Below are 19,733 nucleotides of genomic sequence, written 5' to 3'. Positions count from 1 at the left end.
CCTCACTTTCCAGCCTTGCGGACCGCTGCAACTTCCTCAGGGGTCACAATGCCGCCTGGATTGCCAAAGCTGTTGTACACGTAGGTCAGTACTGCTGCGATGTCTTGATCGTTGTATGGGGCCGCAGGCATAACCCCATTGTACTGCTTCCCATTAACTACAATCGGCCCCGAAAGCCCGAAGACCACTGAGTGGATAGTCTTACGCTTGTCGTTCAGGTAATCGGACTTCGCTAGTGGAGGGTAGACACCAGCGATCCCCTGTCCGCTCGCTTGATGGCATGTCTTGCAGTACGAGTCGTAGATCTGCTTACCGCGCTGCATAACTTCCGCAGAGACACCTGCGACGGTCGGGACCTTTGCAGCCTGTTCCATTGCTGCGTTTTCCTCCACCTTAGATGGCTCTGGCTTCTCCGCGCCGCCACAGCCCAGCAATCCCAACGGAAGCAGCATGAAGAGTACTCTGAGCCAGCGCATTGGAGTTTCAAAGATTGTGAGACTTGCATACACAAGAAGAGAGACCCTTTCCGTGGGCAAAATTCCCAAGAATCTCCAGCTTTCCGACATGACCTACATCACCGTACCGAACTGTCGGTTTTCAGCCCTGAGTAAAGCGGCGCAACAGGCCGATGACCCGCCCTACGACGACGACATCCTGATCAGAAGCATGGAAGCGTAGCGGTGGCACAGAGCGCTCGGAAGCTTGCAGTTCCCATCCACGCGGAGTCTGATACAGAAATCGCACCAAGAGGGTACTACTGACCCAAGCCACGATGAGTCTCCCAGGAACTAGTTCCCTAGAGCGAACTGCGATGACGATGTCGCCACTCAGAATCCCGGCCCCTTGCAGAGCGCTATCTGGAACGGTGAGGGCGAAGAGCTCTTCCTCAGGGAACACTAGGGGATCCAAGAATACGTAGCCAACAGGTACCCGGAACACCTCAGCTGGATCCAACACCACTCCAGAGCGCAGTACTGGAACTACACGCCCGTGGTGCTTCTGAGAGTACAGACCTGTACCTCCAAGAGCTCTCTCCGTCAGTTGTAGACTCCGAGCACGTCCTCTAGCAAGGCGACGGAGGTATCCCTTTGCTTCTAAGGCCTTGAGGAGCCCGTACACGGCATTAGTAGAGCGACATCCTAGCGCGTGGCACAGTTCCTGAATGGTTGGAGGGAATCCCCGCTCTGCAATACTCTCAGCAATACAGCGAAGAGCTTGGAGCTGCCGACGGCTCAGTCCGGTTCCCCGCTCCGCCATCTTCCTTTGAGTTGGTGCGGCGACCACAAAGCTAGTGAAAATCTATTCAGTCCGTCACGCTGATACTGAGAATCTGTTCAGTGGCACTCTACCTAATGCTGTCCGCCGCGGGAGGACTTCAACTGTAAACACACAATAACGGCGATAGGTGTATGCCAAATGCACGATTTTTGTAAGAAAACGCTCATTTTGAGGCTCATAGCCCTACTCCGTCCCCCTACGACCAAGGGTAGCGAGGTGCGATGGAGCGCATCCGCCTTTTTTGTAGACAAAGTGGTGGGAGAAAGTGGGAGATTCTCCCAGCGCGTCCGTAGCAACTTCACGTAGCAGACTGTGGCGTTCTTCAAGGGACAGGAGACCCACTCCCTAGATGCTAAGGGCCGTGTGAGCCTACCGGCTAAGATGCGTCGAAGCCTCTCTCCAGAAGCACAAGACACGTTCATTGTCACTCGCGGAGTGGACCGCTGTATTGTAGCCTACCCCTTGGACGAATGGCGAAAGTATGAAGAGCGGTTCGCCCGCCTCAATCAGTACGATGAGCAAGAGAGATTCTTCCTCCGAATGATCCTGGCATGGAGCGAAGAGGTGCAACTGGATGCCCAGCAACGCATCATGCTCCCCCGCCGCCATCTCGAGTTCGCCGGGATCAACTCCAAGGTGACGATTGTCGGAGTGGTAGACCACATCGAGTTCTGGAACCCAGCGGAATTCGAGCGCTACTTAGTAAGCTTTGCTCGGTCCTATGAAGAGGTTGCCGCACATGTTATGCGCTCTTCATGAGACCGCTGTCTGATGGCAATAGACCATACCATGTACCCGCAATGCTGCAGGAGGCTGTAGCGCTATGGTTCTGCTCGCCAGAGGGCATCTACGTAGATGGAACGATCGGTGGGGGTGGACATACGGCAGCACTACTCGAGCGCCTATCAGCAGGGTACGTGATTGGGATGGATGTGGACCCAGAAGCATTAGCATACTGCCAACAGCGATTCGCGCGGGAAATCCAGGAGGGGCGCCTCCGCCTGCTGCGGGCGAACTTCCGGGATGCATGCACGTTATTGACCGATGTAATGGGGAAGGTGCAGGGCTTCCTACTGGACCTAGGGTTGTCGTGGCATCAGGTGGACACTCCCGAGCGTGGCTTCACCTTCCGAGCGGTGGCGCCTTTAGACATGCGCTTCAGCCCCGACTCTCCCCAGACAGCGGAAGCCCTGCTGGCAGCAGCATCGGAGGAAGAGCTCGCGTCGCTCTTTCGCTACTACGGCGAAGAGCCTCGAGCCCGGGCGATCGCCCGTCGGATCGTACAACGCCGGCGGAGCGCGCCCCTACGGACTACAGCGGATCTTCGGGCGGTGGTAGAGGAGGTCGTCCCACCTCCCCACCGCCTGAAGTCGCTGGCCCGTATCTTCCAGGCTCTCCGCATCGCTGTCAATGACGAGCTCAGTGCCCTTCAGGATGCCCTCCAGTGCGCACTGAAACTGCTGGCACCCTACGGACGCCTAGTTGTGCTATGCTACCACTCACTGGAGGACCGAATTGTCAAAGACTTCCTTCGGCAAACATCAACAAGTTCCGTGCCACTCTTCCGCATCCTTACCCCAAAGCCTTTACGGCCATCAGCAGCAGAAGTGCAACAGAACCCTCGCTGTCGGAGCGCACGGCTCCGCGCCGCTGAACGTCTACCCTCATCGCTCAACGGGTCCTCCTGAAAGCGCCCATTCCCGGAATCCCCCAGCATACTGGCGCACTCGGAAGCCATACCGCTGCAGCAAAGCAGCCGCATACGCTGAACGCTCACCGGAGTAGCAGTAGACTATCAGCTCTGCGTCCTTCGGCAACCGACCCCGGTGTTCGGGCAGCCGTGCATAGGGAGCGTGGAGTGCACCTGGGATATGCCCAGCTGCGTACTCGTCGTGATTGCGCACGTCCACCAATACGACGGAATCGGGCCGTACCGAGCTCAATTCGTCCACAGTTACGGTAGGCAGCGACTGCAGCAAGCCGTTAGCTGCTGAAAGATGGTGCGGTTCAACGTACCCCACGATCCGGTCCACCCCGACGCGCACGAGTTGTCGTATGGCCTCCAGGAGGAGAGACTCTGGAAGGATCAAGACGACTGGGGCATCTTCCGGTACGTACGATGCCACTACCGTCGGAAAGGCCCTCGTCAACGGAGCGAAGATTGATCCTTCGAGATGCCCTTCTTGGAACTCCCCCCATGACCGAGTATCAACAACCCAGACTTCCGGCAGGAGGGGACGGAGCTCCTGGAGCGTCAGTCGCCGCGGTTGTGGCAGGTTGCCAAGGATTGGTACCCCATCCCGATTGAGGCGCTTCATCCGTGCAAAGTACAGTGGTGGGTCAGGCTGCCCCTGGAGGACGAACTCAACAAACCGCGTACGATCCGTTATCTGCAAAGCCGGGTTGTAGCGGCGCTCATAGCCAATCGTTGATTGCGGGATTGCTCCCAACGTCTTGCCGCAGGCGCTACCGGCACCATGTCCAGGCCAGACTTGGACGAAGTCGGGCAGTGTCTCCAAGATGGCAAGTGAGTCAAAGAGCACCTCCGCCGACTGCCGAGCTACTCCGCGCTGTCCAACAGCGCTTTCCAAGAGGTCCGGTCGCCCAACATCCCCAACGAACAGGAAATCTCCCGTAAAGACGCCCACCGGATGGGTTGCTCCTACGCCTCGATCCGTCAGAGCAAAGCAGAGATGCTCGGGCGTGTGCCCTGGGGTGTGGAGCGCGGTAATGAGCAAGTGCCCTATACGGAAGGTATCCCCGTTCTGAAGCAGTGTTAGCCCCGTCGTCGCCCAACGGTACTGCCAGTCCGGAGTTCCTGCACCAGACAGATAGACTGCCGCTCCAGTCCGTTCTGCAAGCTCCCGGGTACCCGACAGGAAGTCAGCATGGATATGGGTCTCGGTAACAGCCGTAATACGGAATCCATGCTGTGACGCTAATTCTAAGTAGCGGTCTACATCTCGTGTTGGATCCACCACCAATGCTTCGCCTGTGGCTTCGCATCCTACGAAGTAGGAGGCCTGCGCCAGAGCCTCGTCGTAAAGCAGCCGGAAGAACATTGCGATCCCTAAGCTGTTTCACTCCACCAACGCTCGTATTCACGACGCAAGAGTTCAACCTCCTCCGGGAAGAGTTCCCTGTGGCGACGTGCCATCGCACGACGGGCCACTTCGAGGGCCTTCTCGATGGCATAGGGCTGCGGCTGGCAAGTGTCTCCCCAGCTGAAAGAGGGAACTAGCCGAGCCTCCATCCCCCCTGAGAGGATATTCGTGCAGACACCTACTACAGCCCCTGTCCGCAGGCAGGTACCTATTGCCGTCTTCGTATGGTCACCGCAGAGTGTTCCGAGGAACTGCATCCCGGTGTCACGTTCACCGACGGGCAAGCGTACCCGCACAGTGCCGTAAGTGTTCTTCAGATTAGACGTCGTCGTGCCAGCCCCAAGGTTTACCCATTCACCAACGTAGGAATGCCCGACGAACCCCTCATGTTGTTTATTGGCATAGCCGTGGAAGATACTATGGGCAACTTCCCCGCCGAGGCGGCAATGCTCTCCAACGGCGGTGCAGGCGCCGATTGTAACATGGGCACGGAGTAGAGAGTGCTGCCCGATGCTACACGGTCCAAGCAGGACTGCATGGGGCTGGCAGACGACCCCGTCTTCTATAATGACCGCCCCACCGCGTGCATCAATGACAACTCCAGGAGCAAGTTCAGCCGTAGGAGCGATGGCAACCCGTTCGGGAGCAAGAATCCAGACCCCGCGCCGTTGCCACAACTCCAGGTCCACTCCCAAAGGGAGCATGGACTCCGCTTCGGCAAACGCCTCCGGCAGTGTCGCAATGAGCTCCCATAGTGAGTGCAGCAGTGGCAGTGATTGCTCAACGTGCGGTATCCGTTGACACCACTCCGCAGTCTCTGGTAGCCACTGCCCCTTCCCCAGCCCCACTACTTCGTCTGGAAGCGTTGGAGAGTCTATCCACAACGCCGCCATCACTCCCTCAGTCAGAACGGCCCATATTTTGTGCTCTGCAGTCATGTCTCGCCATATCCCGGCAAGAGTGTGGAAGGTGCGGCGCAGCGGCAGAAGTTGTGTATTCACCACCAGAATCGGCTCTACGACCCCACCTTCGCTTACTGCTGGTGTCCTTGCCAGAAAGGAGCGGCGCCATAGTTCGCGCTCAGGCGGGACAGCTACGGCAATGCGAGCCCTCGGGAAGAGGCGCTGCCACCACTCGTAGAGTTGGAAAGGTCCCCAGCGGAGCTCCCAGAGGCAGTGCAGGCTACTGAACGGAAAAAACTCCTCCGTGGTGGTGGCCGACAGCTCTGTAAGGATTATCGTCTGAGGTGTCATCCAGTTACCACCGCTGGCACCAGTCCTTGCCGTGCCTGACGATAGCGCAACGCCGCCCGAACGAACTCTACGAACAACGGGTGGCCAGTGGGAACGCGTGACTTAAACTCTGGGTGGAACTGTACCCCGACGAACCAGCGATGATTGGCTAGTTCCACGATCTCCACGAGCCGCCCGTCCGGTGAGCTACCGCTAACGATGAGTCCATGCTCCTGGAGTGCCGGCAGGAAATCGGGATTGACTTCGTATCGGTGCCGATGCCGTTCGTAGACCAGCTCCTGCTTGTATGCCTGCCACGCTTTCGTCCCTCTACGGATAATGCACGGATAAGCTCCCAGGCGCATCGTTCCCCCTTTCTGCTTGACCTTCCGCTGTTCCGGCAGAAGGTCAATGACGTTGTAATCCGTTCGGGCGAATTCGGCCGAATGAGCTTCAGGCCAACCGCAGACGTTACGCGCAAACTCAATGATGGCACACTGCATTCCCAGACAGATACCGAAGTAGGGAATGTTATGCCGCCTAGCGTAGCCAGCAGCCGCAATCTTGCCTTCTACTCCGCGGGCTCCAAACCCAGGAGCAACCAAGACACCATCAACATCCGTCAGAGGGTTCTCCACAGTTCCATTGAACAACAGCTCCTCGGCGCTGATCCACCGGATATTGACCCGGGTGTTGCCAACGGCACCGGCATGGACGAGTGCTTCCAGGATGCTCTTGTACGAGTCCCAGTACTGGGTGTACTTCCCTACGAAGGCCACCGTAATGCTGTGGCGAGGATGCTTGATGCGTCGCACAAAGCTGTTCCACCACTCCATCCGAAGGGGCTTCCCTTGGAGGCCGAGCTTCCTCAGCACGATCGTGTCAAGCCCTCGGCGACTGAAGAGCTGCGGTACTTCGTAGATCGTCTCTACATCCAGGGCCTCAATGACGGCCTCCTCCTCTACGTTGCAGAAGAGTGCAATCTTTGAGCGGACCTCACGGCTCAACCGCTGCTCCGTACGGCAGAGGAGGATATCGGGGCGGATTCCTGCTTCCATCAACGCTTTGACCGAATGCTGGGTTGGCTTTGTCTTGACTTCTCCAGCCGAACGAATGTAGGGCACATAGGTCAAGTGGATGTTGAGCGTATTCTGTACTCCCCGCTCCAGGCAGAGCTGACGGGCAGCCTCAAGGAACGGTAACGACTCGATGTCCCCAACCGTTCCGCCGATCTCGATGAGCACGATGTCGTACTGTCCATCGAAGATGGTCATTCGGCGCTTGATCTCATCGGTGATGTGCGGGACAACCTGGACGGTTTTGCCCAAGTAGTAGCCCTTGCGCTCACGCTGGATAACCTCGTAGTAGACCTGTCCTGCTGTTGTATTGTTGAGCCGCGAGGTCGTAATGCCCATGAAGCGCTCATAGTGCCCCAAGTCAAGGTCGGTCTCAGCACCATCATCGGTGACGTAGACCTCCCCGTGCTGATAGGGATTCATCGTGCCAGGATCCACGTTGATGTAAGGATCGAACTTGAGCGCCGTTACGCTGAATCCGCGCTGTTTTAGAAGTAGTCCCAGAGATGCGGTTGCAATCCCTTTGCCTAGTGAGGAAAGCACACCACCCGTGATGAAGATGTACTTCGTGACCGGCATCGCATGTCCCCTACCTAACCACTCTTCCCCGGTACATCGCTGCTGCGAAATACACCGAGCACAGCCCAAACTTAGAGAAAAGCTCCTACACAAGGTACTCGGCTCTCATCCACTCTCCGACCTCTAGAGGGGCGTAGAGGACGGGTTTGCTGGGACTGGCATCACTATCAAGATTGAGGATCTGGAACTGGAGCAGGTACTCTCCATCTGGCAATGCGGGTGGGATGGAAAGGAGCTCTGTAATTGTCGCCTCCACCCTCGGTGCATAAGGATACTGCCAAAAAGCACGGTGTGCTCGCAACGCCCCGCCATCCTCTTCTCGGTCTATGGACGGCAAGTCGGTCAGCAAGTGTAGGATGCCGTAGCGCACCACCAATTCTGCAGCCTCGGGAGTGAAATACGGAGGATTTGTTCCTGAGAAGTCCTGCCCCTTTGGATCTATACCGACCGTTCGCACAATCAGTGCTTCCGGAGGCGGGTTCACGAGCATGGACTGGAGCTGAGCCGCTGTGATTACCCGGTCGCCATTGCTTAGAACCTGAGGCTGTACGGTCACCAACTGTGCCCAAAAGAGATAGCGGCGCAGACAGTGGTAGAGTGGGATACGCTCTGCTGTGATATGCCCGATGCACTCAGTATGAGTCGTGTGTCCATGGGGGATGAGCTGCAGACAATCGCAGTTACATGGTCCACCAGCAGCAACTGAACCTACGAAGCTCCCTTGCCGAACAGGCACAATCTGCGGCTTTTGGAACCCAAAAGCCCGAGGAACCTGTGCTCCATCGATGATCGGAAAGGCCAGCTCTATTGGGGAGCTCGGGTCTATAGCCACTCGGCGTCCAGGCAGTTCAATCCATACTCGCATCAGGAGCCCGCCTGAGGCAAACTTCGACAAAATTAGGGCCGCCAAGCTCCCCCAAGAAGCTGCCGAGTAATTTTGCAATGCTTCGCAACCCCCTGGAAGACAGCATCATGGAGCGTCTGGTCCAAGCAGTCGAGCGCATGCTGCGTGGAACTGAGTCAGTGGCTGCCCTCTGTGTCTTGGTGCTCACCCTTCTGGTCTTCGGGAACGTCTTGGCACGGTACGTCTTCAACGTGAGTGCTATGGCTCTGCAGGAGCTGCAGTGGTACTTCTACGCACTGACGTTCCTCTTAGCTATGGCACCAACGTTACGTGTTGGCGGACACGTGCGAGTAGACATCTTCTACGCCCGATTCCCCGAAGTGTGGCAACGGCGGATTGACATCCTCGGCACACTCCTCCTTCTCCTTCCCTTCACCGGAGTCGTGCTCTGGGCATCGTACGATTTCGTCGCGTACTCGTTCGCCATCCAGGAAGCTTCACCGAATCCCGGAGGACTACCAGCAGTGTACGTGTTCAAGGCTGCCATTCCGCTCAGCTTTGGGCTTTTGGCCGCGGCAGCGCTCGTGCTGGTATGGCGGAGAGCTCGGGGACAAGATCATGCAGCGGCTAGGGAGCAGAGGCTATGATTGGCATCCTGCTCTTCGCAGTGGCGTTCGTTCTGTTGATGCTCGGCTATCCAGTGGCCTTCACATTCGCTGCTGTCGCCATCGCCTTCGCAGTGCTGACCGGGCAAGTGGAGCTCTTCGCAATGCTGCCAGAGCGGATCTACGCGCTGATGACAAACTTCACCCTCATGGCCGTTCCGCTCTTCATCTTCATGGGCATGGTCCTCCAGCGTTCAGGATTAGCCGAGACGCTGCTGGAGACGATTGGAATGCTCTTTGGACGCCTGCGCGGAGGGGTAGCGATCGGGACAATCCTCGTTGGGAGCATCTTGGCCGCTTCTACTGGAATTGTGGGGGCAACGGTCGTTGCAATGAGCCTGATCGCTCTGCCAGTGATGCTGAAATACGGCTACAACCGACGCTTCGCTGCTGGCGTCATCTGCGCGGCAGGAACGCTTGGGCAGATTATCCCTCCCTCTATTGTGCTCATCGTGCTGGGAGAGGTCCTTCAGGTTCCCGTGGGAGACCTCTTCCGAGCAGCATTCATGCCAGGCATAGCACTGGCCCTACTCTACGTCGTCTGGACTATAGCAGTAGGCCTCTTGCGACCTCAGTGGCTTCCTCCTCTCCCCTTAGAGCACCAGCTGTCGTGGCAGAGGATTGTCTGGGCCGTAGCGCCGCCAGTGTTCCTCATCGTCCTCGTGCTGGGCTCCATCTTCGCCGGGATAGCTACCCCGACAGAATCGGCTGCCGTTGGGGCAATTGGCAGCGTTGGTCTATCCCTACTACACCGGCGCTTTTCCTGGCAACTACTCTGGGAAGCAGCTCGCGAGACGGCCCGTATCTCTGCGATGGTCTTCACAATCCTCATTGGCGCTACAGCATTCTCTATGGCCTTCTCTTACGCCGGTGGGGAGCAGGCCGTCCACGACTTTTTTGAAGGACTCCCGGGTGGCCCAACGGGTATGCTTGTAGTCGCGATGCTGCTTATCTTCTTACTCGGCTTCTTCCTGGACTTCGTCGAGATCAGCTACATCGCTGTCCCAATTATTGCCCCTGTCCTTGTCCGTGCCGGGTTTGATCCGCTGTGGCTCGGAGTCGTAATCGCGATGAACCTGCAGACCTCGTTCCTGACACCACCGTTCGGGTTCAGCCTCTTCTATCTGAAGGGAGCTGCTCCATCCATGGAGACGTTGGACATCTACCGGGGAGTGATCCCCTTCATCTCCCTGCAGGTACTTATGGTCTGCGCCTTGGTGCTGGCTCCTGAGCTCTTCGGGCTTCAGCGAATGTTGAGGTAGTAGTGCTCCGAAATAGCTGTCCACCGACGAGCATCCTCCAGGAAGCGCTGTTGACTCTCCCACACTTCCCGGAAGAGAGGATCTCGAGCCGCATACTCCTCAAGGAGTAGCCGTGTCTGCCGCTTCAGCTCTGCGATGACTTCTGGGGGGAACTGCATGATTTTGACCTTCGGATACTTGGTATGGAGCTCCTTCAACGCCTCCACGTTACGAGCGAAGAACTCGCTAGTTACATCCAGAGCAGTCTCCTTCATCGCCGTCACCAGCATCGCCTGGAACTCCTCGGGAAGCTCCTCAAATCGGCGCTTGTTGACGAGGTACTGAAGTTCTGCTGCCGGCTCGTGCCAGCCTAAGTAGTAGTACTCCGCGATCTGCTGGAAGCCCATCGTCAGGTCTATTGCTGGGCTCACCCACTCCAGGGCATCAATGACACGTTTCTCCAGCGCCGTGTAGAGTTCACCTGCCGGCAGAGTAATAGGCTCAGCCCCCAAACGGGCCAACACTTCGCCTCCAAGGCCAGGGATACGAATCTTCAGCCCTCGGAAATCCTGCACAGAGCGAATCTCCTTCCGGAACCAGCCACCCATCTGCATCCCCGTATTTCCGCCGGGGAAAGAGAGCAATCCATGCCTACCGAACACTCGCTGCATGAGCTCCATCCCACGGTCGTAGAAGAGCCATGCGTACTGCTCTAGAACGTTCATCCCGAAGGGAACGGTCGTGAAGAGCGACATCACTGCCTCCTTGCCCTTCCAGTAGTAGGCTGCCGTATGTGCCATATCGTACGTTCCGTTGCGGACCATGTCGAAGACACCAAACGGCGCTTTGTGCTTGCCGGCAGAATCGACCTCAAGCACGAACCGTCCTCCCGACATCTTCGCCAGCAACTCGGCCAGGCGTCGAGGACCATGCTCGAAGACCGGAAAGTTGGGAGGCCACGAGGTTGCTAGGCGCCAGCGAACCTGCGTCTGTGGTCCCACCAAGGTGGTAGAGTGTGCTGGCACCTTCCGCTGACAGGCCCAGCCAAGCAGGGCAACGCTACCAACAACGCCGTACTTTAGGATTTTACGTCGTTCCATGACCCATTGCAGCTACACTACCGAACGTGAAATTACGCAACTTGCCCTACCAGTCTTCAGTCCTCTACACGCGGCATTCCAACGGGCAATCAGAGTTTCCGAAAAAGCCGTATCTTTGTTCGCACTCGTATCGTACTCCTCACAGCACTGGAGGAAAAGGCCATGGCGCGTTATGGACTCACACTCCTGCTCGGGCTCAGTCTCTGGAGTAGCCTATTGGCTCAGCAGCCCCCGAAGCGGTACGTGCTCATAGAGGAGTTCACCAGTGCAACATGCCCCCCGTGCGTCCAAGCATCGGAGAAGCTCAACGCTATGGTCCGCGTAGACCGGGGGCTAATTTCTATCCGCTACCACATGAATTGGCCAGCTCCTGGCGATCCCTTCAACGTGGCGAACCCAACGGAGAACCAGGCACGCCGGCAGTACTACGGAGTCAATAGTATCCCCTTCGCCGCCGTTATGGGGACATGGACAGGACACCCTGTTACCAGCGCCTTTGACGATGCCGTCCGGCAGCAACAGAGTCGACCCGTACGACTCCAGATTACGGTTATAGAGTCCCGCCAGAATGCCCCTAACATCAGCGTTACTGTACGCATCCGGAATGTCGGTTCTCAATCGTTGTCGCTGAGCGGGCACGTACTGCACACAGCGGTCGTCAACCGTCGGGTAGACCTCCCTGACCTTCCACAGCGCCTCCAGAACTCAAACGGCGAAACGGTCTTCTACGATGCCATGATGAAGATGCTACCGAGCGCGAGCGGGACAGCCCTGTCAGGTTCCATTGCTCCGGGGCAGGAACAGAGCTTTGGTCCGTTTGTCTACCAATTGGGCACTGGGGAGCTGTGGCCTCCAGGCCAGGACTACGTCATCGCGTTCGTCCAGAACAGCTCTACAAGGGAGATAATCGACGCCGGGACCAACTTAGAGGAGAAGCTCGCATACGTCACAGTCCAGCTCACGGCTCCAACCCCGCAGTTCTCATACATACCACGCAGCACAACCGTTACGCGGACGGTAACTCTGCGGAACACAAGCTCTCAAGCTTACAGTTTCCGTCTCGTGGCTGACCCAAACCGCAGTGTAGTCTTGCAGAACTTAGGCTGGAGCGCAACGATCTCCCCAGACTCTGTCTACTTAGCTCCTGGAGCATCTCAGCAATTCACCCTACGGATTACCTCCCCGAGCGATGCAGGATATGTACGGCTGGAGTTGAAGCCTAAGCTACTCACTCGGACCGGTGGAGCGATTCTAGAGCTCCAGGATACGAGCGTTGTCGTAGGCCTGCTTTCGGAAAACTCCCAGTACATACTCTACTACGGCATCACGCCCTGGTTTGTTACTGCCTACCTCAACATCGCTTCCCAAATCCCTGCGCTCCGAGGGGATGTAGCCTTCTTGCCGCTTCTTCCGGAAGAGATGGCAGCCTTCCCAGTGCAAAGTTTTCGGCTTGCAGTCTTCCCGATGGGGGACTACCCCCTCCATACTCCAGGCGGTGAGTTAGACCACATCTTCAACGCTATCCGACAAGCCCTCAATGCTGGCACACGGGTGTGGCTGATCTCCCAGGCAGGGATGTATTGGGCCTTCGATCCCCAATCTCAGTACCGCACCTCCGCAGCTCGGAGCTTCTACACCAACGACCTGGGTCTCCAGTATACTCGGCTCCAGCAGCGCTTCAGCGGCAACACCCTCGTCTCATTCCCCATCGCGGGGGTAGCGAACGATCCAATCGGGAATGGCTTCTCTGCAACCGCGAACACTAGCGTCAACGCAGGCTATAATCTCTACACGGACATCTTCAGTCTCCGCTCGGGCAGCGCTTCGCAGCCTGTCTTCTACTACGACAACACGCCGAGCTCTCTTGGGGGAGTGCGGAGAGAGCTCAGCAATGGGAATCGAATTGTCTACACGAGTTTTGGCCCTGAAGCCATCGCCAGCGCTAGCTTACGGCAAGACTTGTGGAACCGGGTTGTGACCTGGCTCCTGGGCGGCGGTGGACAGCAATCTCAGCCCCGCATTGCCCTGAGCACATACTCACTGCGGTTTGACTCAGTAGAGATCAACACGACGCGCTCGCTGACGCTAAGCATCAGCAACTCAGGTAACGCGGAGCTACGCATCACACAGATCCAGCTTAGTGGAGCGGATGCTAATGCCTTCAATGTCCCAGAAGCTGACCTCGTGCCGATTGTTCTGAACCCTAGCGAGGAGACGACACTTGAAATCCAGTTCCGTCCAACTCGAACGGGCTCCCACACAGCACAGCTTACCATCACCTGCAACGATCCTACGGAGCCACAAGCTATTGTGCTCTTGTCAGGGGTCGGGCGTCAGGCTACAAGCGTTGCTGAGGTCCTACCACAAGCACTGCATATCAGCCCAATCCCTGCTACAGGGGTCGTGCGAGTACGCATACCTTCCAACCTAACCTACCCTGCAGAGGTAGAGCTCCGCGACCTTCAGGGCCGAGTTCAGATACGGCGCTCAGTTGGAGCTGAGGTAGGTGAACTCGTACTACCAGTCTATTCGTTAGCTGCCGGGACATACACCCTGACTGTACGGAGCGGTTCCCAGCTCTTCCGGTCTCCCGTGCTCATTGTTCGGTAGCGCTAGCGGTATCGGCGCAGATCAGGAAATCCCTTCCCTGCGGCGGACCTTTCAGGAGAGCTCACGACGAGCCCTCCGGCTTCACGGCCGGCAACGGGAGGTCAGGGAAATCCTCGGGGAAGTCACGGTAGAGCTGTAGCAGTGCGTCCCGCAACTCAGCGGCGCGCTCAAAGTCCAGCTCCAGCGCAGCACGCCGCATCTCTGCCTGGAGTTCCTGCGCCAGTTGTCGCCGCTGCTCGGCAGTCATGTAAGCGATGAGTGGATCGGCTACCACTGGAGCTGTACAGTGGGCAGTAGCAGGAAGGCTCCGCCACCGCCGCTGTTGAATGTCCGCAATAGCCGTCGTCTGGAGAATCTCCTCCAGGCTCTTGTAGACCGTACGTGGGTTGATGCCGTGCTGACGGTTGTACTCTATCTGGAGCGCCCGGCGACGGTTCGCTTCGGAGATCACCTTCTGAATCGCTTCCGTAATCTGGTCAGCGTAGAGGATGACCAGACCCTCCGCATTCCGCGCTGTGCGCCCAGCGATCTGCAGGAGCGAGCGGTAGCTGCGGAGGAACCCTTCTTTGTCAGCATCGAGGATCGCGACGAGCGAGACTTCCGGCAGATCTAACCCCTCGCGAAGCAGATTGACGCCAACCAGTACATCGTAGCGACCAAGGCGGAAATCTCGGAGGATCTCCACCCGCTCCACCGCATCAATATCAGCATGGAGGTAGGCCACGCGGATCCCAAAGGCGCTTAAGTACTCTGCAAGGTCCTCGGCCATACGCTTTGTCAGCGTTGTAACCAAGACCCGTTGCTTCCGCTCTATTCGCCGGCGGATTTCTCCTAGCAGGTCGTCTATCTGGTGGCGAGTAGGACGCACCTGAATCTCCGGATCCAGAAGCCCTGTTGGGCGGATGATCTGTTCAACGACCATTCCCTGGCTCTTCTCCAACTCGTACTCCCCTGGCGTCGCGCTTACGTAGATGACCTGATTGACGAGCTCCTCAAACTCCTCAAAGCGCAGAGGACGGTTGTCCAGTGCTGAAGGTAAGCGAAAGCCATACTCAACGAGGGTTTGCTTCCGTGAGCGGTCCCCGTTGTACATTCCCCGCAACTGAGGGATGGTGATATGGCTTTCGTCAATGATGAGCAAGTAATCGCGCGGGAAGTAGTCTAGCAAGCACCATGGGCGCTCTCCTGGTTGGCGACCAGAGAGATGGCGCGAGTAGTTCTCAATGCCCGGGCAATAGCCAATCTCCTGGAGCATTTCTAGGTCGAAGAGCGTACGCTGTTCCAACCGCCGGGCTTCCAATTCCTTCCCTTGAGCACGGAGTTCGCGCAATCGCTCGGCCAGCTCTTGTCGGATGGAGACAATCGCGCGCTCTAGCTGAGTTCTTGTTGTAATGAAGAGCTTTGCAGGATAGAGAGTCACAGCCTCTACTTCTTCTAGCACAGCACCGCCGACACGGTCTATCCATGCTAAGCGGTCGATCACATCCCCGAAGAGCTCAATCCGAAGGGCGTTCGTGTGCTCGTACCCAGGAACAACGTCAATGACATCCCCGCGGACACGAAAGGTACCACGCGTCAGCTCCTCGTCATTGCGGGTGTAGTAGATATCGACCAACCTTGACAAGAGCTGACGCCGTCCCATCCGCATCCCCACTCGGAGGGGCAGCAATGTTGCTTGGAAATCTTCAGGCTTTCCGATGCTGTAGATGCAGCTCACGGAAGCAACTACGATGACATCCCGACGCCCCTCCAAGAGGGCGCTCGTCGCACGCAACCGTAGCCGGTCTATCTCCTCGTTGATGGCAACCTCCTTCTCGATGTAGGTGTCCGTCGCTGGCACGTAAGCCTCCGGCTGGTAGTAGTCGTAGTACGAGATGAAGAACTCCACAGCATTGTGAGGGAAGAACTGGCGAAACTCGCCATAGAGCTGGGCTGCTAGGGTCTTGTTCGGCGAAATGACCAAGGTCGGCTTCTGGATTTCGGCAATGACGTTAGAGATGGTGAAGGTCTTCCCCGATCCAGTTACACCGAGCAGTACCTGGTGCTTCACACCACGTCGTAGATTTTCCACGAGTTGGGCAATTGCTTTGGGCTGGTCTCCAGCAGGCTTGTATGGTGCAACGAGCTGGAATCCACTTCTCGCCATTCGACGTCGGCAAGGCCTTTCAGGCATAAGGAGCTAAAACTAACGAAATCGGCAGGATTTACGTCACGTATGCTGTACTATCAGCTACGACACGGCGCCATGTGGGGAGAGATGCTCCTACGGACGAAGCTGTCCGCGTTTCGTTACTCTTACCCAAAACAGGCAATTGCCCGCTTCCCTGCAGATCCACGCGACAGTGCCCGCTTGCTGGTTGTCCATCGTGATTCTGGAGAGCTGGAGCACCGGGCCTTCCGCGACATCATTGACTACTTCCACAAGGGTGATTGCCTAGTTGTCAACGACACATGGGTTTACCCGGCCCGTCTCATCGGGAAGAAAGAGCGGACATATGCTCCAATTGAGGTCATTTTGGCCCGCAAATTGAGCCCCGAGGCGAATATCTGGGAAGTGCTCGTGGAACCCGCTCGAAAGGTGCGGATCGGCAACAAAATCTACTTTGACAACAACCGCTTCTACGCCGAGATCATAGACAACACGACCTCGCGCGGGCGTATTGTCCGATTTAGCTACACCGGCGACCTGTACAAGGTCATGGAACGGTTGGGGAGCGTTATCCTCCCCGACTACATTCAGCGACAGCCAGAGGAAAGCGACAAAGAGTGGTACCAGACCGTCTTCGCCAATCCAGAGCGCATCGGGTCCTTAGCTCCTCCGACGGCAGGCCTTCACTTCACGCGAGAGTTGGTGCAACAACTGACTCAACGCGGAGTCCGCATTGTCCCGATCACCCTCCACATCGGGCTGGGAGCTTTTGAAACCATCGAGGTGGAGGACCTCAGCAAGCACACGATGAGCTCGGAATACTTCGAGGTCAGTCCACAAGCAGCAGAGGTCATCAACCGGGCATTACAGAACCGGAAACGTGTCTGTGCTGTCGGCTGCAGTGTTGCACGTGCTTTGGAGTCCAGTGCGTTGACCACGGGCGTCATCAAGCCCACTCGGGGATGGACCGACCGCTTTATCTACCCACCGTACGAGTTCCGGATTGTACAGAGCATAATCACCAACTTCCACCCACCGACCTCGCCATCGCTACTGGTCGGGGCAGCACTCGCAGGACCTGAGCTCATCATGAAGGCATACCGAACAGCAGTAAAGGAGAACTATCGCCTATTCGCATACGGTGACGCGATGCTCATTCTCTGAGGGGTTGGATGCGCCTGATAGCATCGTGGCTGCTCAACACTGCCGTCATCGGTCTCGTAGCCGCTGCACTGCCAGGAATCAGTATCGCCAACGTATGGTCGGCACTGCTGACAGTGCCCGTGTTAGGACTCATCAACGCTGTAGTGCGCCCCTTGCTGGTCCTGCTGATGCTCCCTGCTGTAGTGCTCACGTTCGGGCTCTTCCTCTTCGTTCTGAATGCCGTCGGGCTATGGCTGGCAGCAGCAATTGTGCCAGGCTTTCGGATCGATGGCTTCGGAAGCGCCTTGCGCGGCTCGGTCCTCATCTCTATTCTTTCTGCCCTGGGACGTTGGCTACTGCGCTTATAAGCTGCGATGTGGTGTACTCTTACGCTCCTTCTGGTGGCGAGCTCTTCCTTAGACGCCCAGCCGATCTCTGCCCAGCTCTCCGAACGGTACCTCACGATCTACCAGAACGGTATGGCCTTTGCGCGCGAGCGATGGACTGCCCGCCTCACCGCCGGACAAACCTTGGTTGCCTTTCCCGGTATTCCCTTAGCTAATCCCACGAGTGTAGAGGTCCAAGAGCCAGAGCGAATGAGGATAGTATGGCACTCCGTTGCTCAGCCCCCTTCGTCGGGGGAGGAAGCCTTGAAGCGGCTCCAGGGTCGCTCCTTGCGATTCATCAGCCCAGAGAAGGAGCAAGTCATCACCGGCACGCTGGTGAAAGTACTCCCTAACCATGCCCTCGTCCGCACGCCAGCCGGACTCCTTCTGCTCCCTTCACCGAACGAATTCCGAATCCTGGTCGAGGAAGAGGTGCCAGAGCTCACGACTCCTATCTCACTGACGGCGCTGGTAGAGACCGATCGCGCCGGCGAGGTCCCGCTAACGGTTGCCTACCTTACGGATGCGCTTCGCTGGCAAGCTGTTTACACTCTCTACGTGCCTCCCCGCGGAACCTCATTGCGGCTGTGCGGCTTTGCGCATGTGGAGAACTCGTCTGAGAGGGACTACGACTCTGCTTACGTCAGCCTTGTTGCCGGCTACGTTCCACAGATGAGCGCTATCCCAGGGCCATTCCAACGGGCTCAGCTCGGTGAAGCCTTGCTCGCTAAAAGTCCTCGCGAGCCCTCGCCGACCGAGATGCGTGGCGTCTACCGCTACACCTTGCCCCGCGTCCTTTCCTTGCCCGCCAACAGCTCCATACAGGTTCCACTGCTACCCTGTACCGACAGCCGCAGCCAGTGGCTCCACATCGTCGAAGCCTTTGCCGATGGGAGTGGGTCCCTTCCCGTGCTCCGCCTACTCCGCATTGCCAACACATCTCAGAATGGGCTTGGACAGCCATTGCCCAAAGGCATCGCTAGAGTGTTCGTCTCGTCAGGAGACACCCTGGAGCTCCTCGGGATTGTACCGTTCCCAGAGACCCCCACTGGAGACACAGCAACCATAGAGCTCGGACCGACCTTTGAGCTGAAAGCCCGACAGCAGACAGTAGAGCGCCGAGAGCTCGGCAGTGATCTCGTGGAGGAGAGCTACGCGCTAACACTCCTCAACGGCGGGCAGGAACCGGCTACCGTAGAGATCCGATTCCGCCTCCGCTGGGATCAGCAGAACTGGCGCGTAACGAGTGCAACCCATCCGCACTGGCGCATTGATGCCACTACCGTGGGATTCCGTCTAACCGTGCCTGCAGGTGCAGAGAGCTCTCTGCGGTTCACACTCCTGAGCCAGCGCCCACCGCGGTAGCCCCCACGCTACTGGTCAATCCTTAGCCACCAGCGCCTCTTCGATGGTAAGGTAGCCTTGCCGACTGATGGAGGCCGCCACTCCAAATGGCAGGGCCCAGCGTTCACGGATATGGCCATACGGTAACCCAGAGAAGCAGGGAAGCCCTATCCGTCCAGCGAAATCCCGAAGCAAGGACTCCAGCGAAGGCTGGGGTAACCGCTGCTCCGCAGAAGCAGGGAGCGAAAAGTCGCCGAAGACAACCGCTGCTGCTTCCCGCAGGCCTGCAAGGAGGAGCTGCGTAACCATCCGGTCCAGCCGATAGGCAGCTTCCCCAGTATCCTCAAGTACCACGATAGCACCAGCCAGCTTGGGAAAGAACGGGGTCCCACAGAGAGCACTCCACAAGGAGAGCGTACCGCTCAAGAGAACCCCCTTAACTCCTTTCGATGGCAAAGGGGAGAGCGGCTGCATAAGCTCTGGGATCTCCCCCGGTGGATGGGGAGAAGTCAGAAGCTGCCAAAACCATGCTTCTCGATCGGGAGGCAGCAGCTCAGCGCCCGGCGGGAGCGTCGAGAGGGATACCAAGTGGATCCGCTGCCACAGGGCTATTTGCAGTGCAGTAATGTCGGAGAAGCCAACCAGTATCTTCGGATGGCGAGCAATGAGGCGGTAGTCCAATTGTGCCAACAGGCGCATGCTCCCATAGCCGCCCCGCAGGCAGAAAATGGCAGCAATCCGTGGGTTGGAGAAGAAGCGATGGAGCTCAGCAACACGCTGTGCATCCGTCCCGGCCAAGTAGCCCAAGTACGTGCTCTGGATGTGGGCAGAGATCTCCACACGGTAGCCCAACCGCTCTAGATACCGCACGACGCTCTCTATCGTAGTCGCCTCTACTGGAGAGGCTGGTGCTACAAGCCCGATTACGTCCCCTCGTCGTAAGGGGCGACCCTTCCGGACCTGTTCTGTTCGCATGCCATAG

General features: G+C 57.6%; 17 protein-coding genes. 8 read left to right on the top strand and 9 right to left on the bottom strand.

Translation table 11 applies throughout. The features are described from left to right. Positions 1–2 precede the first annotated feature (2 nt). Entirely contained in the window at positions 3–476 is a 474-nt protein-coding gene (locus NZ960_02350) for a cytochrome c (protein MCS7176457.1), read from the bottom strand. Between the two features lie 121 nt (positions 477–597). After that, positions 598–1,257, bottom strand: a complete 660-nt coding sequence (locus NZ960_02345) for a winged helix DNA-binding protein (GenBank protein MCS7176456.1) — start codon at positions 1,255–1,257, stop codon at positions 598–600. A 333-nt stretch (positions 1,258–1,590) separates the two neighbouring features. Here NZ960_02345 and mraZ point away from each other — a divergent pair, with 333 nt between their 5' ends. Next, positions 1,591–2,037: a division/cell wall cluster transcriptional repressor MraZ gene (gene mraZ, locus NZ960_02340; GenBank protein MCS7176455.1), complete on the top strand. Its 447-nt coding sequence runs from the start codon at positions 1,591–1,593 to the stop codon at positions 2,035–2,037. Next, positions 2,034–2,966, top strand: coding sequence for a 16S rRNA (cytosine(1402)-N(4))-methyltransferase RsmH (gene rsmH / locus NZ960_02335; protein MCS7176454.1), 933 nt, complete (start codon positions 2,034–2,036; stop codon positions 2,964–2,966). The genes mraZ and rsmH overlap by 4 nt, the downstream gene beginning before the upstream one ends. On the opposite strand, the gene NZ960_02330 is transcribed toward rsmH, so the two are convergent. The 4 genes from NZ960_02330 to NZ960_02315 form a co-directional block, all read right to left on the bottom strand. Further along, entirely contained in the window at positions 2,943–4,340 is a 1,398-nt protein-coding gene (locus NZ960_02330) for a rhodanese-like domain-containing protein (GenBank protein ID MCS7176453.1), read from the bottom strand. The genes rsmH and NZ960_02330 overlap by 24 nt on opposite strands. Before the next feature lie 8 nt (positions 4,341–4,348). After that, the gene (locus NZ960_02325) at positions 4,349–5,635 is read right to left on the bottom strand and encodes a hypothetical protein (protein ID MCS7176452.1); all 1,287 of its coding nucleotides are present in this window, start codon (positions 5,633–5,635) and stop codon (positions 4,349–4,351) included. Then, positions 5,632–7,269, bottom strand: coding sequence for a CTP synthase (locus tag NZ960_02320; protein MCS7176451.1), 1,638 nt, complete (start codon positions 7,267–7,269; stop codon positions 5,632–5,634). The genes NZ960_02325 and NZ960_02320 overlap by 4 nt, the downstream gene beginning before the upstream one ends. A gap of 85 nt (positions 7,270–7,354) precedes the next feature. After that, positions 7,355–8,134 carry a cyclase family protein gene (locus NZ960_02315; protein ID MCS7176450.1) on the bottom strand — a complete coding sequence of 260 codons (780 nt, stop codon included), beginning with the start codon at positions 8,132–8,134 and terminating at the stop codon, positions 7,355–7,357. 77 nt (positions 8,135–8,211) lie between these two features. Here NZ960_02315 and NZ960_02310 point away from each other — a divergent pair, with 77 nt between their 5' ends. Both NZ960_02310 and NZ960_02305 read left to right on the top strand, forming a co-directional pair. Beyond that, positions 8,212–8,760, top strand: coding sequence for a TRAP transporter small permease subunit (locus tag NZ960_02310; protein MCS7176449.1), 549 nt, complete (start codon positions 8,212–8,214; stop codon positions 8,758–8,760). Further along, the gene (locus NZ960_02305; protein ID MCS7176448.1) at positions 8,757–10,040 is read left to right on the top strand and encodes a TRAP transporter large permease subunit; all 1,284 of its coding nucleotides are present in this window, start codon (positions 8,757–8,759) and stop codon (positions 10,038–10,040) included. The genes NZ960_02310 and NZ960_02305 overlap by 4 nt, the downstream gene beginning before the upstream one ends. On the opposite strand, the gene NZ960_02300 is transcribed toward NZ960_02305, so the two are convergent. Then, the gene (locus NZ960_02300; GenBank protein ID MCS7176447.1) at positions 10,022–11,119 is read right to left on the bottom strand and encodes a TRAP transporter substrate-binding protein; all 1,098 of its coding nucleotides are present in this window, start codon (positions 11,117–11,119) and stop codon (positions 10,022–10,024) included. The two genes, NZ960_02305 and NZ960_02300, sit on opposite strands and share 19 nt — an antisense overlap. Before the next feature lie 162 nt (positions 11,120–11,281). Here NZ960_02300 and NZ960_02295 point away from each other — a divergent pair, with 162 nt between their 5' ends. Next, positions 11,282–13,729 (top strand): choice-of-anchor D domain-containing protein, encoded by a 2,448-nt coding sequence (locus NZ960_02295; protein MCS7176446.1) that lies wholly within the window; start codon positions 11,282–11,284, stop codon positions 13,727–13,729. A 61-nt stretch (positions 13,730–13,790) separates the two neighbouring features. Here the strand turns inward: NZ960_02295 and uvrB are convergent, their stop codons facing one another. After that, the gene (uvrB, locus tag NZ960_02290; GenBank protein MCS7176445.1) at positions 13,791–15,875 is read right to left on the bottom strand and encodes an excinuclease ABC subunit UvrB; all 2,085 of its coding nucleotides are present in this window, start codon (positions 15,873–15,875) and stop codon (positions 13,791–13,793) included. Positions 15,876–15,974: 99 nt separating this feature from the next. Here uvrB and queA point away from each other — a divergent pair, with 99 nt between their 5' ends. The 3 genes from queA to NZ960_02275 are packed head-to-tail and all read left to right on the top strand — an operon-like array spanning position 15,975 to position 18,772. Next, complete coding sequence (gene queA, locus NZ960_02285; GenBank protein MCS7176444.1) at positions 15,975–17,042, top strand: tRNA preQ1(34) S-adenosylmethionine ribosyltransferase-isomerase QueA; 1,068 nt, start codon at positions 15,975–15,977, stop codon at positions 17,040–17,042. 8 nt (positions 17,043–17,050) lie between these two features. Further along, complete coding sequence (locus NZ960_02280; protein MCS7176443.1) at positions 17,051–17,389, top strand: phage holin family protein; 339 nt, start codon at positions 17,051–17,053, stop codon at positions 17,387–17,389. 6 nt (positions 17,390–17,395) lie between these two features. Beyond that, on the top strand, positions 17,396–18,772 hold the full coding sequence (locus NZ960_02275) for a hypothetical protein (GenBank protein MCS7176442.1): 1,377 nt from the start codon (positions 17,396–17,398) through the stop codon (positions 18,770–18,772). A 15-nt stretch (positions 18,773–18,787) separates the two neighbouring features. On the opposite strand, the gene NZ960_02270 is transcribed toward NZ960_02275, so the two are convergent. Continuing rightward, entirely contained in the window at positions 18,788–19,726 is a 939-nt protein-coding gene (locus NZ960_02270) for an LD-carboxypeptidase (GenBank protein MCS7176441.1), read from the bottom strand. Positions 19,727–19,733: the final 7 nt, after the last annotated feature.

Origin of the sequence: Candidatus Kapaibacterium sp. (assembly GCA_025059875.1) — a bacterium.
In the GTDB taxonomy this organism is placed as follows: domain Bacteria; phylum Bacteroidota; class Ignavibacteria; order Kapaibacteriales; family HRBIN21; genus HRBIN21.
The sequence above is the reverse complement of the archived record's forward strand: the minus strand, read 5'-3'. Positions and strand labels throughout refer to the sequence as shown.

Coding starts and splice junctions, on each gene's coding strand:
- uvrB (MCS7176445.1), bottom strand. CDS start 15,875: ATGGCGAGAAGTGGATTCCAGCTCGTTGCACCATACAAGCCTGCTGGA.
- NZ960_02270 (MCS7176441.1), bottom strand. CDS start 19,726: ATGCGAACAGAACAGGTCCGGAAGGGTCGCCCCTTACGACGAGGGGAC.
- rsmH (MCS7176454.1), top strand. CDS start 2,034: ATGAGACCGCTGTCTGATGGCAATAGACCATACCATGTACCCGCAATG.
- queA (MCS7176444.1), top strand. CDS start 15,975: ATGTGGGGAGAGATGCTCCTACGGACGAAGCTGTCCGCGTTTCGTTAC.
- NZ960_02295 (MCS7176446.1), top strand. CDS start 11,282: ATGGCGCGTTATGGACTCACACTCCTGCTCGGGCTCAGTCTCTGGAGT.
- NZ960_02305 (MCS7176448.1), top strand. CDS start 8,757: ATGATTGGCATCCTGCTCTTCGCAGTGGCGTTCGTTCTGTTGATGCTC.
- NZ960_02275 (MCS7176442.1), top strand. CDS start 17,396: ATGTGGTGTACTCTTACGCTCCTTCTGGTGGCGAGCTCTTCCTTAGAC.
- NZ960_02310 (MCS7176449.1), top strand. CDS start 8,212: ATGCTTCGCAACCCCCTGGAAGACAGCATCATGGAGCGTCTGGTCCAA.
- NZ960_02315 (MCS7176450.1), bottom strand. CDS start 8,134: ATGCGAGTATGGATTGAACTGCCTGGACGCCGAGTGGCTATAGACCCG.
- NZ960_02350 (MCS7176457.1), bottom strand. CDS start 476: ATGCGCTGGCTCAGAGTACTCTTCATGCTGCTTCCGTTGGGATTGCTG.
- NZ960_02345 (MCS7176456.1), bottom strand. CDS start 1,257: ATGGCGGAGCGGGGAACCGGACTGAGCCGTCGGCAGCTCCAAGCTCTT.
- NZ960_02280 (MCS7176443.1), top strand. CDS start 17,051: ATGCGCCTGATAGCATCGTGGCTGCTCAACACTGCCGTCATCGGTCTC.
- NZ960_02320 (MCS7176451.1), bottom strand. CDS start 7,269: ATGCCGGTCACGAAGTACATCTTCATCACGGGTGGTGTGCTTTCCTCA.
- NZ960_02330 (MCS7176453.1), bottom strand. CDS start 4,340: ATGTTCTTCCGGCTGCTTTACGACGAGGCTCTGGCGCAGGCCTCCTAC.
- NZ960_02300 (MCS7176447.1), bottom strand. CDS start 11,119: ATGGAACGACGTAAAATCCTAAAGTACGGCGTTGTTGGTAGCGTTGCC.
- NZ960_02325 (MCS7176452.1), bottom strand. CDS start 5,635: ATGACACCTCAGACGATAATCCTTACAGAGCTGTCGGCCACCACCACG.